Here is a 14,088-nt window from a genome sequence, read left to right on the forward strand (position 1 = left end):
TCTTCGTTGGGCGGTAGTGTTCCGAAGTTAAACAAGTTACTAACTTAGTTAATTATAAAACAATGGATAATGTTTGACAAGGTTTAGATAGCTATAAGTAGTTGCACCTCTAAGAATTGGACTGACTTGATAACTCCTGATGAAGCAGTATATCCAGTCACCCAGTCTAATCTTGGGATCAAACTTGGCTTATAAGTTTGGAATCCGCACCTCTATAAATTTCACCGACTTGTGTGCCCTAACAGCCAGAGCTTACATACATAGTACGAGAGGAATAGTACCGTTACTCTAACGTAACGGGCGTGAAGCGAGGAAGGCGCGAAGAACCCGGAATGTGGGCTTAGAAGTAGCCATCATTTAAAGAGTGTGTAGTAACTCACCGGCGGAGTTCCTTCTAAGTGACGAACGCTTTTGCTCTGGCGACTTGCACATTATTAATACAATCGAGCAGGATCATGGCAAATATCCTCGACCTCATCAATCAAATTGCTGCAAAGGAAACGCAACTGAGTGAAAATCAATTCCTCGCTCCCTGTGTACGTGGGGGAAGGGTAAGAACTCGTGTTGCTGGAATGATTTATACCTTCTCCCCTAAGCCTCGTAAGTTTGAAGGATGGGGTATTTTTCAGCCAGTCAGCGATCAAGTCGCAACTGTGATAGAAGAGCCAGATGTGTTTCAACTTGAGGACTATTGGCAACTGCTCCAACCGTTGCGTTTACGACTAGCTTATCAATTGTCGGGAAAGACCTGGCTAGGGTATCCAGTCAATGAATCCGATGCTCGTCAGCGCTTTGGCACGGTTAAACCTATTGCTGTCCATCTGGTAGAGGGCGGGGTAGCCTTTGAACAAGTGGTAGCTCGTGGGGATGGTAAGGCTTGGTGGTTTCAGCAGCTTGACCGTAAGGGAGATCCTTTACTAGCAGAACAACTCACAGAGCAGTTAAAGCAAGTAACACCACCTGAAGAACTGGATTTAAAGGGGGTGACCCCAGAAATGAGAATAGTTTATGACTTGGTAAGACAACAGACTAAAGAGTTTAAAGATAAAAGGCAGCATCAACGGGATCACAAACGGCTGGAGCAAGCTTTGGAAATGGGTGGGGGAGCACTGCAACAGTTCCATGACCGGGGAGAATTCTGGCAGGTGCGCTGGAGCACTGCTGACGGTAAACACCATATATCAGCGATATCTAAACAGGATCTAACTGTAATCAGTTCCGGGATTTGTCTAAGTGGACGCGATCGCGATTTTGATTTACAGTCCTTGGTTGGGGTGATTGAGGCACGATATTGGGATTAGGATGATGTCAATTTTTTACCACGAACAACTCTACCGTACCTCCCAAGTCATGGCCCAGTTACGTGACTACCCCGTGACCGTGTGTGGTGCCGGAGCACTTGGAGCTAATATTACCGAAAATTTGGCTCGTTCAGGCTTTGGAAAGCTCAAGGTTATTGATTGCGATCGCATTGAAGAGCGCAATCTTTCTACCCAACCCTACTACCGCTCTGATATTGGTGCCCATAAAGCCAAAATCCTGGCTCATTCCCTCTACCAAGCGGTTGGGGTAAAATTGGAGGCTAAGGTCAAGGAATTAACCACAGCTAATACCAAACAATTACTGACTAATTCTACTTTAGTCATTGACACCTTTGATAACAGTGTCGCTCGTCAAGCCGTAAAAGATTACTGTGATAGTTCCCAAACTCCTTGTCTTCATGTTGGGTTAGCAGAAGACTACAGTGAGATAATTTGGACTGAAAATTATCGAGTCCCTTCCCCAGTTAATGATGATGTTTGTGATTATCCATTAGCTCGGAATTTAGTGCTGATGACTACAGCAGTTGCTACTGAAGTCATCATTGAATTTATTAACACAACCAAAAAACTCGACTTCACCTTCACCTTGAGAGATTTAAGTATCAAGCCCATAGATCGCAGCTAATTGGGTGATGGACTTTCGTCTTAGGGAATCGGGAGTCGGGAGTAGGGAGTAGGGAGTAGGGAGTAGGGAGTAGGGAGTAGGGAGTAGCGTTGCATCGCTATTCCCTTTTGCCTTTTGCCTCTTGCCTTTTGCCTTAAGTCCCTCAAACGTTGCTAATAGTTGCTATATCTCTATTAATTCTTTATCCATCAACTTAGGATTAGTATCAACTAACTGTCTTCCAATTTCATCTCGGACAATTTGACGATATTCGAGAAAGTGTTCGTTGTGAGCGCATAGAGTAAGGTAATGTTCCCACACAGCTGGATTGTGCCTGAAAATACCAAATAAATGATGCCAGAATTTCCAGCGAGTACTGCGCTTAAACCCTTGACGCCAAATTACAGTCGCCAAAGCTTTCAAATCTACCAACTCTGGCATTTTGAATGGGGCTTTGCATTTAGGGGGGCCAAGCTTTAAGAAACATTTATAGGCACGGTCTATATAGCGTTCAGGTTCGTATAGCTTCCAGAATGCTTCGATATATTCTTGACTAATCTCTTCAATGGGACGAGTAGGAACAAAGTTCATTAAGGTGGTTTGATTGATATCTTTTTTAGTGTTATCTCGCAAACGCCCTTCTTTTTCTAAACGATTCCACAGAGCAGTATTGGGTAACGCTTGTAACATGCCAAACATGGCTGTAGGGATAGCAGCCTGTTCAACAAAACTAATAATCCGGGAACCTGCTCCTTGTTTCTCTCCATCAAAACCAATAATAAACCCTGCCATTGGTCGCAATCCCGCACGAATTATTTTATCTACATCATCCGTTAGAGAGCTGCGAGTATTTTGGAATTTTTTGGTTAGTTTAAGGCTTTCTTCGTCCGGTGTTTCAATTCCTAAAAATACAGCATCAAAGTTAGACTCCACCATCAATTCCATCAATTCTGAATCCGCAGCTAGGTCTACAGATGCCTCAGTATTAAATCGAAAGGGATACTGATGCTCCTTCTGCCATACTTTTAGCTCTTTCAGAAGTAGCTTAACGTTACGCTTATTCCCAATAAAATTGTCATCCACCATAAAGATACCACGCCGCCAGCCTAATTCATACAGATAATCCAATTCCTTGAGAAGCTGGGCTGGTTCCTTTGTTCTCGATTTGCGGCCATAGAGAATAATGATGTCGCAGAATTCGCACTGAAAAGGACATCCCCGCGAAAACTGCACTGACATTGAATCATAGGCATCAAGCTCTAACAAATCATAGCGGGGAATTGGGGTTTGAGTGACATCGGGTTTCTCTGTAGTGCGAAACGTTCCACTAGTTTCCCCTCGCTGTAAAGCTTCTACAAACATCGGTAGGGTGATTTCTCCTTCATCTAGGATGAGAAAATCCACCCCTGCCTTCTTTCCTTCGTCTGGTAAAGAGGTAGGATAAGGTCCCCCAAATGCCACTAATTTACCACGTCGTTTGGCTTCTTTAATTTGGTTTAGGGCATCGGTTTTTTGGACAATCATTGCTGAGATTATCACCAGATCTGCCCATTCAAATTCTGCTTCGGTTACGTCTCGGATATTGCGGTCAACAAGTTTAAATTCCCAGTCTTGAGGTAATAATGCAGCAACAGTAATTAGACCTAAGGGTGGCAATAAAACTTTGCGATTAACTAATTCAAGGATTTTGTCATAAGACCAAAACGTTTTCGGAAATAAGGGATACAGTAATAAAACTCGCATTTAGAGAAATCCTCACACACGTGGCCATATAGCCTATAGCGATCTTACATCCTAATTAAGATTGCGATCAGCTATCAGTATTGAGCTATCAGTATTCAGCTATTAGCTTATGGGTTAGGTCACAGCGTCGAAGCCTGTGTCACGCTAGAAGCCTGTGCCACGCTACTTGAGGTGCTTTTGAAGAAAATGACCATGATAGCTGACCACTGACCACTGTTCGCGTAGCGTGCGCGTAGCGCATATGCTTACTGGCTGAAGGGGTGTCCAGTTCTATTGAGCTCCCAACTTGGCTAAAAAATTATCACTAAACAATGACAGGTAATTATAAACGGATGCCTAGGCTAAGTTCAAGTTAATCAATATAGTCTAGGGTTTAAATGACGGCTGCAATGATTCTCTACACCCCAAACCCAGTGCCAAGCTGGAGCTCTACACCCTTAGGAGCTAAAAAGGCTGCTTGTTACCCCCTGAGGTTTAATCAGCTACTCTAGTAAGCCTGTCAAGAATTTGCATGATTGACAAATCCCGCAAGAAATCCTCTTTACTCTCGGTTTCAGAGCGGTTCGAGTCATCGCGGTTCCGGTCATCGCGGTTGATGTATGTGAGAATGCGATCGCATTCTGTGGTGCTAACTATACTACAACCCTGGGTCAGGAAACTATCCACTGAAGTACGTCTACCCTTATGATTATACAGAATTGACCCATAATTAAACCTTTGACCATTTGGATAGTAAAAAATAGACCCATAATTAAATCTTTTGACATTTGGATAGTAAAAAATAGACTCATAATTAAATCTTTTGACATTTGGATAGTAAAAAATAGATCCATAATTAAGCCTATTACCGTTTGGATAATACCAATTTGATCCCCATTTGGCTGTTTTACCATTTGGCCAGTATAACGAAGACCTCTGATCTTGCCTAGGAAGTTTGCAGGTAACTTGTTTTAAACTTTCAATCATACCCAGAAAGCTTTTTGCCTCTTCTGTCATACTGGCTAGTTTGGCCATGACGGTCAGGTCGAAGCAATCTTGAGAAGAAGTTTGTAGTGACTCAATACTTGATGAACGTGGGTTACTATTTCCACAGTATTTATATTCTAGGGTAGCTAGATTATCGCTATCTAAGTTTTCGCTAATCGCCAAGCGACGCACAGCACGAATCTGGCCACATCGATTCGATTCAGCAGATACGTTATCGGTCCCTAAGCCAATAGTACATAGGGTCACGAGTGATAATAACACTCGAATCGGATATTTCATTGAGATCAATCTTCCTCAACACATCAATAGTCTGAACAGCCAGGATTATCAAATGCTGTAGCTTCTGGCTGACTACTACAGACGTTGCATGATATCAAAAGTTTCAGCATCGAAATAATCTTGGTCGCGATTCCAAGGTAAGCATGCAGGCGTCAGCTATTAGCTATCAGAAGTTATCTCTAGGTACTTATAGCAGTTCTCAATTGAGCTATCCTCACTATGAGGTACACAAGATTTTTTCCCTGTTCCCTAAAACCAAGGAATTTCTACCTCACCCAATTGAAAACTGCTTTCAGAAAATCCTGTTGCATAAAAAATTACCAAAAGGCTGAGAAGTATATAGGGATGTGTCCAAGAGGCGCGACCCAAGAGGCGCGACCCCGTAATTTAATTCTTCAAGCGGAAAGCGCGCCTTAGGCAGTTTACCTGCCCATTGGAACGCGCGCCTCCCCTGAACTTTTGCGAGAGGTCAAGGGTACTAAGTATGATGCTGGTATCAAGTGTTAATTCAATTGTTAGGTGCGCTTGACCCATTAAGAATTAAATTCGCCACGGGTCGCACCTGAAGTTAGCATAGATCATCCTCTCATAGTTCATTACCAGGACTTATGTCAAATCGGGTAACAAACGCAAATGCCCTTATATAGTATCGTGTGTTATCAACCCACCCTAGCGGCAGAGTTTATGGGTAAGTCCTGAGTAATTGACACAATTGACCGATTATTGCGGTAATCTGGAGTGACACGAAACATGCTTAAAACTATACTTATCAACTCTCAAACCAACGAGTTACAGGAAAAAACTCTGAAACCGGAAACTGGGATTCAAGGTGAGTATCTTATTGGTCGTCACCCGAGTTGTGACCTAGTTCTGGATAGTCCTGTAGTGAGTCGTGTACATGCCAGAATCCTATGCCAAGGGAGAAAGTATTACTTTGCTGACCTCGGTAGCACCGATGGCTCTCGGATCAATAATGAGGAGATGGATGTTAACCAGAACTGGCTCCTGAGGGAACAGGATATTATCCGCATCGGTGACTTTGTCCTGCTGGTCAAAGAACTACAGCTGTATGATTCTAACCAGGAACAGAAGCCAGTGGTAGATGACAATAGCACTGGGATGAAGCGGTGGACTAAGGGTAAGATTACTGTCCGCTGTGTGCAGATCATTGATCAGACCCATGATGTCAAGACCTTTCGCTTTGTGGCGGACCCGCCAATGTTGTTCAGCTATAAGCCAGGTCAGTTTGTCACTCTGGATTTGGAGATTGATGGCAAACCAGTCAAGCGTTCCTACTCTATCTCTTCGGCCCCCTCACGTCCTTATACTTTGGAAATTACTGTCAAGCGAGTGCCAGCACCAGCCGATGCTCCTGATGTACCTGCGGGTTTGGTGTCTAACTGGTTGCACGACAACATCAAAGTCGGGTCCGAGGTCAGATTAAATGGCCCAATGGGGAAATTTACCTGTGCTGACCATTCTGCTAATAAACTGCTGTTCATTTCAGCAGGTAGCGGGATTACTCCGATGATGTCCATGTCTGAGTGGCTTTGTGACATTGGGGCTGATGTGGATGTGGTTTTTGTCCACAGCGCTCGTAGCCCAAAAGATATCATCTTCCGTCAGAAATTAGAGTTGATGGCGGCTTTGCACCCCAACTTTAAGCCTGCTATTACCACCACTCGTCCAGAACTAGACCAAGCTTGGTGGGGTTATATCGGAAGACTTAATCAAGCCATGCTGGAAGAGATGGCTCCTGATTTTCGCGATCGCATTATTTATGTCTGTGGTCCGAATCCCTTTATGGCAGGGGTGAAAGAGATGCTAGCCGGTCTAGACTTCCCGATGGAGAACTACTATGAAGAGAGTTTTGGTGGCAAAAAGCCCTCAAAAAAGACAGCAGCAGCACCGACTCCTGAACCAGTCAAAGCGGAAGGTCCTCCTAAACTACAGTTAGTGAAATCACCGTCAACCTGTTCAGAACCAACTGTAGTCTTTGCTAAGTCTGGGAAAGAAGTCACCTGTGATGCAGAGGATGTGATCCTAGATGTGGCGGAACAAGAAGGGGTGGCATTACCAAGCGGTTGCCGCATGGGAGCCTGTGGTGCTTGTAAGCAAAAGCTTCTAAAAGGGAAAGTAGAGTATGACGAGGAACCTGATGCTCTCGAAGAGGATGAACGGAAGGAAGGCATGATTTTGACTTGTGTGGCTCATCCTGTCGGACAAGTGGTAGTTAGCGCTTGAGCTATAGCAGTTCTCAATTCGGTGAGGTACTTTCGTCCTAGGTTTTAGGGAGTCGGGAGTCGGGAGTCGGGAGTACCTTATACATTATCTGTCTTTTACAACAGTCATCTTTTCGCTTTTTGTCACATAACGTGAATAATTTTTGATTGGCGCACGTTGCATGTAGTTTGGCGTAACTTGCTAGTGAAATTTCCCCCTTCGTTAGTATAGGATCAAACTGAATCGACATTCAAGCATGAATTGTCATAGTCAAATAACAAAAATTAGTTTGAATCCAAAATGAGTAAGACAATTTTAATTACAGGAGCAAGCAGCGGTATTGGAAAAGCAACTGCAAAATTGTTCCAGGAAAAAGGTTGGAACGTGGTTGCAACCATGAGAAGTCCAGAAAAGGAAACAGAACTAACCACCCTTGATAATGTATTGGTGACAAGACTAGATGTTTTAGACCAAAATTCAATTACAAAAGCCATTCAGCTAGGTATTGAAAAGTTCGCTAAAATTGATGTTTTGGTAAATAATGCTGGTTATGGTGCTTTTGGCCCTTTAGAAGCAACCCCCAGGGAAAAGATAAAAAGACAATTTGATGTTAATGTTATTGGGCTGTTAGATGTAACCAAAGCAATCCTACCCCATTTCAGACAAAATAAAGATGGTATATTAATTAATATTTCATCGATTGGTGGCAAAATGACCTTTCCATTATTTTCATTATATAACGGGACTAAATTTGCTGTTGAGGGGATTTCCGAAGGTCTGAGTTTTGAAATGGAAGCAATTGGCTGCAAAGTGAAAATTATTGAGCCAGGCATTATCAACACTGATTTTGCTGGCCGCTCCCTTGATATGAGCAACGATGAAAGCCTAACTGAGTATCAAGAATTAATTGGTAAGCTGTTCAATTCGATGGAATCTTTCCCTGATCAGGCTTCTGAGCCTATTGTTGTCGCTAACGTGATTTATGAAGCAGCGACAGACGGCACTGATAAATTGCGATATACTGCTGGCGAAGATGCCAGTATGATGGTTGCTAATCGAAAAGAATTGGATGATAAGACGTTTATCCAAGGTATTAAAGAGCAATTTGGCATCTAGTTCAAATAGAGGGTTTATCCTGAAGGGGCGACGAAACAACCTGAAATGCTTGGTATGTAAAGTTGCGTAGGGATTGAGGTGGGAACCATGATTAAAAATCAAAGACAGTATGACTACAGCCAAGAATTAGTTCGTCAATTTGAATCTGACTTATCTGTTTATGACGCTCAAGATGAAGAGCTCAAAAAAAATGATTGTTGGTGGAAGATTAAGCGCGATTCATTACAAAGTCATCTTAATGCTTTAAAAACCGAAGTTGCTGAATACGAAACCCTCATCAACCATGACAATCGTACTCCAATTGTTCTGAAACTTGATGATATTAAAAATCTCCCAAAACTTCTGCTCAAAGCTCGTATAGCTGCTAATCTAAGCCAAAAACAACTGGCGGATATCGCTGGTTTAACCGAGGGAAAAATCATAGACTATGAAGCTAAAGACTACCAAACAGCGAGCCTTATAGATTTTTTGTTTGTCCTTGATGCCCTGGATATTAAGCTCCAAAAAGGTGAGTTTTTAGTTCCTCTAGATACTCTCAGAATAACCCCAATTACCGCAGAAGAATTGATGGGTAATACATCTAGTGAAACCTCTCAATCAATTGGGTGCAATAGACTTAAACAGGATCAGAAATGGGTTACCAATCGGTAACCCATCAGTTACCTATCAGTTGGGATCATGCAACCTGAAGCAATGACTCCTTCAAGCGAGTTTGGTCAAACCCTTGCTGATGAAGCAATACCCAGGATTCGATCAAATCAGGACCATTGACATCCCCAGTTAGTGCAGCACGAAGCGATCGCATAACCAATCCTTTCTTGACCTTTTGCGCTTTTGTGACTTGGTTAATAATCTGCTTAGCTTCCTCTGGACTCAGCTGTTGGTAATTACCCAGTTGCTCAAGAATAGCTTGCACCACCTCACTAGCACCAGCTTTTTTCAGCTGCTCTACGGCCTGCTCAGTGTACTCAACTGACTCAGTAAAGAACATCCGAGTCATCTCTACTGCTTCTGGCAAGCGAGTCAAACTTGGCCCAATCATAGCAGTCAACCGTTCCAGCCAAGGGCGATTTTCCACAGGATCACAGTTGTGCCCAGCACTTTCCCAGTAGGGAATCAACAAGTCCACTAACTCAGATGCACTGATCTGGTGGATATATTGACTATTAATCCAATCCAGCTTAGCCCAGTCAAACTTTGCCCCAGCTGGGTTAACCCGTTCAAAACCGAACTTTTGAGCGGCTTGAGCCAAGGTAAAGATTTCCTGAGTGGAATCAGGGGGAGACCATCCCAGCAATGTCATATAATTAACCATCGCCTCAGGGGTAAAGCCCATGGCTTTGAAGTCAAAAATAGAGGTTACACCATCGCGCTTGGATAGCTTCCGTCCCTCATGGTTAAGAATCAGAGGTGTATGGGAAAATTCTGGGACTACACTCCCTAGGGCTTCATAGAGCAAAATCTGTTTAGCAGTATTAGCAATATGGTCTTCACCGCGAATGACATGGGTAATCTGCATATCAATGTCATCCACCACCACAGCTAGGTTGTAGAGAGGCTGACCGATATCATTCTCTTGAGATGCCCTAGCAATCACCATATCACCCCCAAGGTCACTCCCTTTCCAGGTGACTTTACCTCGGACTAGATCATTCCAGACAATCTCCCGGTCATTATCAATCATAAAGCGGATCACCGGCTTGCGCCCTTCCGCCTCAAATGCTGCTTGTTGTTCTGGTGTCAGATTTCGATGGCGATTGTCATAGCGGGGGGCTTCTTTTCTTGCCTTTTGAGCTTCCCGCAGTTGTTCTAGTTCCTCAGCTGTGGTGTAGCAGCGATAAGCCAATCCCTGGTCTAAGAGTTGTTGAATAGCAGCACTATAAAGGTCAAGACGTTGGGATTGGAAAAATGGTCCTTCGTCCCACTCCAGTCCCAGCCAACTTAAACCATCGAGGATATTTTGGGTATATTCCTCTCGCGATCGCGTTTGGTCGGTGTCTTCAATGCGCAGAATAAACTTACCGCTGTGGCGACAGGCAAATAGCCAGTTAAATACAGCGGTTCTAGCGGTACCAATGTGTAAATTTCCGGTTGGACTTGGGGCAATACGGACTCTAACTGTCACAGCTGATTGCTAAGAACCTAATTACTATAGTCTTTTCGTCTCTATTGTACCTGCAACAATCAACTACTCCGACTAGATCATCTTCAGGATCATCTTTAGGAGGAGTCGATAGTATCCTACATTTCTTCTACGGGACTGACGGGGCTCGAACCCGCAACTTCCGCCGTGACAGGGCGGTGCTCTAACCAATTGAACTACAGTCCCAATCTCTGAACCATTTACTATTGTTATCTATGACTGGTGTATTTGTCAAGGCTTTTTTTGAAAAAAACCGAAAAATACTTTGAGCAGTCACTTTAGAGCTCTGAGCTCTCAGCCGATTTGCCTTGAGCTTACCCTCGACCAATGACCGAAGGCTCAGTTTATGGCTGTGATCAGTATAACCTATCCCAGGGCTTAAGCAATAGGGTGCGTGAATCAAGCACCCTAGGGCTCACTATTTTTTTTTCAAGACCAAAAACCTTATTTACTACTATGGCAGAATCACCATTCTCTTTTGGTGTTGGAGACTTTTGAGATTAAGATTGCCTCTGAAGCTGTTCTGCTGAATGGATAAAATCGTTCCAGGCTAAGAATTAATAGGAGCATCAAAACCTGTACTGGCCAAGGTGCCATAGCAAAACCAAATATTAGACAGACAATGGTACTGCCTACTCCCAATAGGCGAGGGATTTCGTGAGAGACTCTCCAAGATATCAAGATGCTCCCTAGGGCAGTTACCAAAAGAATTAGAAAAAGTGGAAGCATATTAATCACCTCTTATCAAATAAATTTTAGACCTCAATAAATTCTAGACCTCTAAATTCTAGACCTCTTAAAATTCTAGAGAGGGCTCCCCTCCATCCAATGATGGCGAAAGCCCCCTTTAGATTTAATTTAGCATCTACCTATACATTGTGTGTGTCAGCTAGATTACAAAATCTAATAACTTAATAAATTGTTGCATAACTTCATGCTAAGTTTTGAAAGTTAATCGTATTGGGCAAAGTGTTGGGCAAAGTGTTGGACAAAGTGTTGGACAAAAAGTTGACTAGCCACTCCTTGAGGTGATATGTAGCGCGGCAGTCATCTTCATTGTAGCGCTGGATCATTTCGAGAATAGAGTGATTGCCTGTTTGTAACCACTGGTCATACAAACACACAGATTGGGAGCCAGTCATATCGGGGTCTCGCCACTCAAAGCCCAAGCATCTCGCCAAATTTTTCAGAGAATAACTCTCCACTGGCATGGTCACAGTATCAATAACTATTTGATGAACATCCACGAAACGATTTAGCAGGGGTTTAACTATCTGTCGTGGAGTTTGGTAAAGGGTTGCTAAGCGCTTGACCGTGTCAACTTCATACTTGGAAAAATGGAAGATTGGGGCATCTGGATAACGCTCAACTAAGTCTAAAAATTGTAGCCAGATGAATCCTTCTTGCCAAGAATGTTCTGCGAATAGGTTATGGAAAGTCTCTGTTTCAGTGCGTCGATCAATCACCAACACCCCTAGCAAATACTCCAGGGGCAAATCAGGCTGTGCTTCAATATCAAAATAAAGCTCAACAGATGCTGTCGGTAAAGAGTCTTGATTCGGGAGGTCTGCCGAGATTTTGGCATTACCATTCCCTCGCTCTAGTTGTTCGTATTCAAGTATACTAAAGTAATGTTTGGGATAAAGCAGCACCCGGTTTTGTACCTGAGATTGGGCTTGCTGCACCAACTGGAAAGCTACTGAGCTACCAAAGCTGGGCTCTAATTCAGTAATCGTAGACGTGGCTAAGGATTCGATTGTGGTTACTCCCAAAGCCTCCAAATCCCGATAGCGGCTGGGTGTTACTCCAGGCAATAGGGAAATGTGCTCCACAGATTTAGCGATCGCATAACAACTGTGATACCAACAGCAAAGACTACACCGCTGACGGGAAATGAACACCTCTGGTTCTTGTCGCTGCAATAGAGTCTCAATACATTCCGATAGCAGTTGTTCCATCAGTGGCACCCATCGTTCTATTACCACGGTGTAGCACTTTTGGTTACGCAAAATTAATGAGCCAGTGGTGGGCCAATGTCCTTGTACTGCTGCTAACAGCTGAGCACGAAAAGCAGTAAGGATTTTATACTCTGGCTTGGGTCGTTTGCTGAGCTTAATGGTGGTGGGAACATAGATCCAATCACCAAAATTAGAACGTCCCGGCTGTTTGACCAGCAAATCAGGAAAACATAGCAATGTCACCCCGTCACCAGTTGGCATCAACAGTACCCCTCCAGAAATGTACTCCGTCCCTTGTTGCATCAGTTTCAAGGTGGCCTGTGCAGCAGCGTGCCAATCTGTTCTGGGGTAGCGGGGTGAGTGGTGGGGCACAGTAGCCAGAATCTGTTGTTTATGGTCTCGGCTTTTCTGTTGCAGTTTCAGCAGAAAATCTGAGGGTAGGTCTTGCTCTGTGGGGTCTCCATAAATGTCCAAAAACGCTCGACGCCGACAGCGTTTGTAATCTAAAAGTAATGCGTCCGTCAGCAGCATAATTATAGTTTCAGGTGACATACTCCCACACTCACCTTGTCAGGTTGAGTGTGGGCTTCTTACCAACACCAGCCATCGCTATCGGCTTTCGCCGACGCGGGGCGCGTTCGGTTACTCGGTAAGCTTTATTAACGATACGGGATGCCCCTCCGCACCGGAACAATTAAAAAAAGTTCTTTTTTTTACTTAGCAGGTGGCGGTTAGCTCTTAATTTGTTTTCCCTACTATTTTCAGTATAACGTTTTTCAGGCTGTTTATCAGAGTTCCTGTCCGGGATTCATCCCTGGAGACGAAACCTTAGGATAGTGGAGCCAAAATCGGCAAAGTTTTAACCCTTTTACGCATAACCGACTAACCATAAAGGCGACCCTATCCTTACGGTAACTTTAAACACTCATGGCGTAGCATTGAGGTGTGGGGCATAAGAGCGGAGGAAGCTAACCCCCCATGGCTAGTGATACTCGCCGCTAGGCGTAAGATATCACCAGCCATGCAGGATGAATTAATCCGGTCAACCCGGATTGATTGATCAATCCAGGGTTTATCCCGCTTTTATTAATTTATGTAAATTTACCGAAACATTGACTGAGCAACCAGGGATTACTTAACAATTATTTACATAAAGGCTTGATTTAATTTTACCGAATCCCACCGCCCAAAAGTCTAGTAATCACGGGCTTTCGCTCTCTAATCAAGGGTAATCAAAGCAAGACTGGCAACGGAATCGACTTTTCCAAAAAAATTAATTATGAGACCGTGCTGGTAAAATCTTTATAAAAGATTAAATCTTTAAGAGATCACTGTAAGAGTCTATCAAAAACAGGAGAACACAAATTGACTTACTCAATCTTGCTTGCTGCTGCATCTGCCGTTCCCAACACCCTGGAATGGAGCCCGACAGTCGGAATCATCATGATTGTCTGCAATGTCCTAGCGATTGCCTTCGGAAAAGCTACTATCCAGAATCCTAGCGCAGGTCCGGCATTGCCTATGCCTGAGTTCTTCGGTGGCATGGGTCTTCCCGCCCTACTGGCAACCACCAGCTTCGGTCACATCCTAGGACTAGGCACTATCTTAGGATTGGCTAACATGGGGATTATCTAGAAGTTAGTAGCTGTGGGGTATAGGGCGAACGGGAGTAGAGATGATGGTCAGGTTGAGCCAGAGGTGATGACTCAGAGC

At 43.8% G+C, this 14,088-nt stretch carries 12 protein-coding genes, 1 tRNA gene and 1 other annotated feature; of the genes, 6 read left to right on the top strand and 7 right to left on the bottom strand.

Features of this window, described 5'->3' with window-relative positions:
• Nucleotides 1-312 precede the first annotated feature (312 nt).
• Nucleotides 313-395 (top strand) — a sequence feature (23S ribosomal RNA rRNA prediction is too short).
• Between the two features lie 60 nt (nt 396-455).
• A complete protein-coding gene (locus F6K64_RS11570; RefSeq protein WP_008177519.1) occupies nt 456-1,301 on the top strand; it encodes a hypothetical protein in 846 nt (281 codons plus the stop codon).
• Nucleotides 1,302-1,305: 4 nt separating this feature from the next.
• Nucleotides 1,306-1,947 carry a ThiF family adenylyltransferase gene (locus F6K64_RS11575; protein WP_008177520.1) on the top strand — a complete coding sequence of 214 codons (642 nt, stop codon included), beginning with the start codon at nt 1,306-1,308 and terminating at the stop codon, nt 1,945-1,947.
• A gap of 20 nt (nt 1,948-1,967) precedes the next feature.
• Here F6K64_RS11575 and F6K64_RS11580 read toward each other — a convergent pair whose 3' ends face one another.
• The 3 genes from F6K64_RS11580 to F6K64_RS11590 form a co-directional block, all read right to left on the bottom strand.
• On the bottom strand, nt 1,968-2,093 hold the full coding sequence (locus F6K64_RS11580; protein WP_267871960.1) for a hypothetical protein: 126 nt from the start codon (nt 2,091-2,093) through the stop codon (nt 1,968-1,970).
• Between the two features lie 16 nt (nt 2,094-2,109).
• Nucleotides 2,110-3,669: a B12-binding domain-containing radical SAM protein gene (locus F6K64_RS11585; RefSeq protein WP_008177522.1), complete on the bottom strand. Its 1,560-nt coding sequence runs from the start codon at nt 3,667-3,669 to the stop codon at nt 2,110-2,112.
• Nucleotides 3,670-4,143: 474 nt separating this feature from the next.
• Entirely contained in the window at nt 4,144-4,935 is a 792-nt protein-coding gene (locus F6K64_RS11590; RefSeq protein ID WP_008177523.1) for a hypothetical protein, read from the bottom strand.
• 750 nt (nt 4,936-5,685) lie between these two features.
• Between F6K64_RS11590 and F6K64_RS11595 the strand changes: the two genes are divergently transcribed.
• The 3 genes from F6K64_RS11595 (at nt 5,686) to F6K64_RS11605 (ending at nt 8,925) form a co-directional block, all read left to right on the top strand.
• Nucleotides 5,686-7,179 (top strand): FHA domain-containing protein, encoded by a 1,494-nt coding sequence (locus F6K64_RS11595; protein WP_502708036.1) that lies wholly within the window; start codon nt 5,686-5,688, stop codon nt 7,177-7,179.
• Nucleotides 7,180-7,458: 279 nt separating this feature from the next.
• The gene (locus tag F6K64_RS11600; protein ID WP_287265464.1) at nt 7,459-8,274 is read left to right on the top strand and encodes an SDR family oxidoreductase; all 816 of its coding nucleotides are present in this window, start codon (nt 7,459-7,461) and stop codon (nt 8,272-8,274) included.
• An 87-nt stretch (nt 8,275-8,361) separates the two neighbouring features.
• Nucleotides 8,362-8,925, top strand: a complete 564-nt coding sequence (locus tag F6K64_RS11605) for a DNA-binding protein (protein ID WP_287265466.1) — start codon at nt 8,362-8,364, stop codon at nt 8,923-8,925.
• Between the two features lie 25 nt (nt 8,926-8,950).
• On the opposite strand, the gene gltX is transcribed toward F6K64_RS11605, so the two are convergent.
• From gltX to F6K64_RS11625, 4 genes are all read right to left on the bottom strand, one after another.
• Nucleotides 8,951-10,399, bottom strand: a complete 1,449-nt coding sequence (gene gltX / locus F6K64_RS11610; RefSeq protein WP_008177534.1) for a glutamate--tRNA ligase — start codon at nt 10,397-10,399, stop codon at nt 8,951-8,953.
• A gap of 130 nt (nt 10,400-10,529) precedes the next feature.
• Nucleotides 10,530-10,603, bottom strand: a tRNA-Asp gene (locus F6K64_RS11615).
• A 279-nt stretch (nt 10,604-10,882) separates the two neighbouring features.
• Complete coding sequence (locus F6K64_RS11620; protein WP_071986763.1) at nt 10,883-11,146, bottom strand: hypothetical protein; 264 nt, start codon at nt 11,144-11,146, stop codon at nt 10,883-10,885.
• 203 nt (nt 11,147-11,349) lie between these two features.
• A complete protein-coding gene (locus F6K64_RS11625; protein ID WP_008177541.1) occupies nt 11,350-12,906 on the bottom strand; it encodes a TM0106 family RecB-like putative nuclease in 1,557 nt (518 codons plus the stop codon).
• 834 nt (nt 12,907-13,740) lie between these two features.
• On the opposite strand from F6K64_RS11625, the gene psaK reads away from it, so the two are divergent.
• Nucleotides 13,741-14,010 (top strand): photosystem I reaction center subunit PsaK, encoded by a 270-nt coding sequence (gene psaK / locus F6K64_RS11630; protein ID WP_044491752.1) that lies wholly within the window; start codon nt 13,741-13,743, stop codon nt 14,008-14,010.
• Nucleotides 14,011-14,088: the final 78 nt, after the last annotated feature.

This window comes from Moorena sp. SIO3A2 (assembly GCF_010672265.1).
GTDB lineage: Bacteria > Cyanobacteriota > Cyanobacteriia > Cyanobacteriales > Coleofasciculaceae > Moorena > Moorena producens.

Bases quoted from the DNA above. Each gene is read 5' to 3' on its own strand.
- F6K64_RS11570 (WP_008177519.1), top strand. From the start codon at position 456: ATGGCAAATATCCTCGACCTCATCAATCAAATTGCTGCAAAGGAAACG.
- F6K64_RS11575 (WP_008177520.1), top strand. From the start codon at position 1,306: ATGTCAATTTTTTACCACGAACAACTCTACCGTACCTCCCAAGTCATG.
- F6K64_RS11585 (WP_008177522.1), bottom strand. From the start codon at position 3,669: ATGCGAGTTTTATTACTGTATCCCTTATTTCCGAAAACGTTTTGGTCT.
- F6K64_RS11590 (WP_008177523.1), bottom strand. From the start codon at position 4,935: ATGAAATATCCGATTCGAGTGTTATTATCACTCGTGACCCTATGTACT.
- F6K64_RS11595 (WP_502708036.1), top strand. From the start codon at position 5,686: ATGCTTAAAACTATACTTATCAACTCTCAAACCAACGAGTTACAGGAA.
- F6K64_RS11600 (WP_287265464.1), top strand. From the start codon at position 7,459: ATGAGTAAGACAATTTTAATTACAGGAGCAAGCAGCGGTATTGGAAAA.
- F6K64_RS11605 (WP_287265466.1), top strand. From the start codon at position 8,362: ATGATTAAAAATCAAAGACAGTATGACTACAGCCAAGAATTAGTTCGT.
- F6K64_RS11620 (WP_071986763.1), bottom strand. From the start codon at position 11,146: ATGCTTCCACTTTTTCTAATTCTTTTGGTAACTGCCCTAGGGAGCATC.
- F6K64_RS11625 (WP_008177541.1), bottom strand. From the start codon at position 12,906: ATGCTGCTGACGGACGCATTACTTTTAGATTACAAACGCTGTCGGCGT.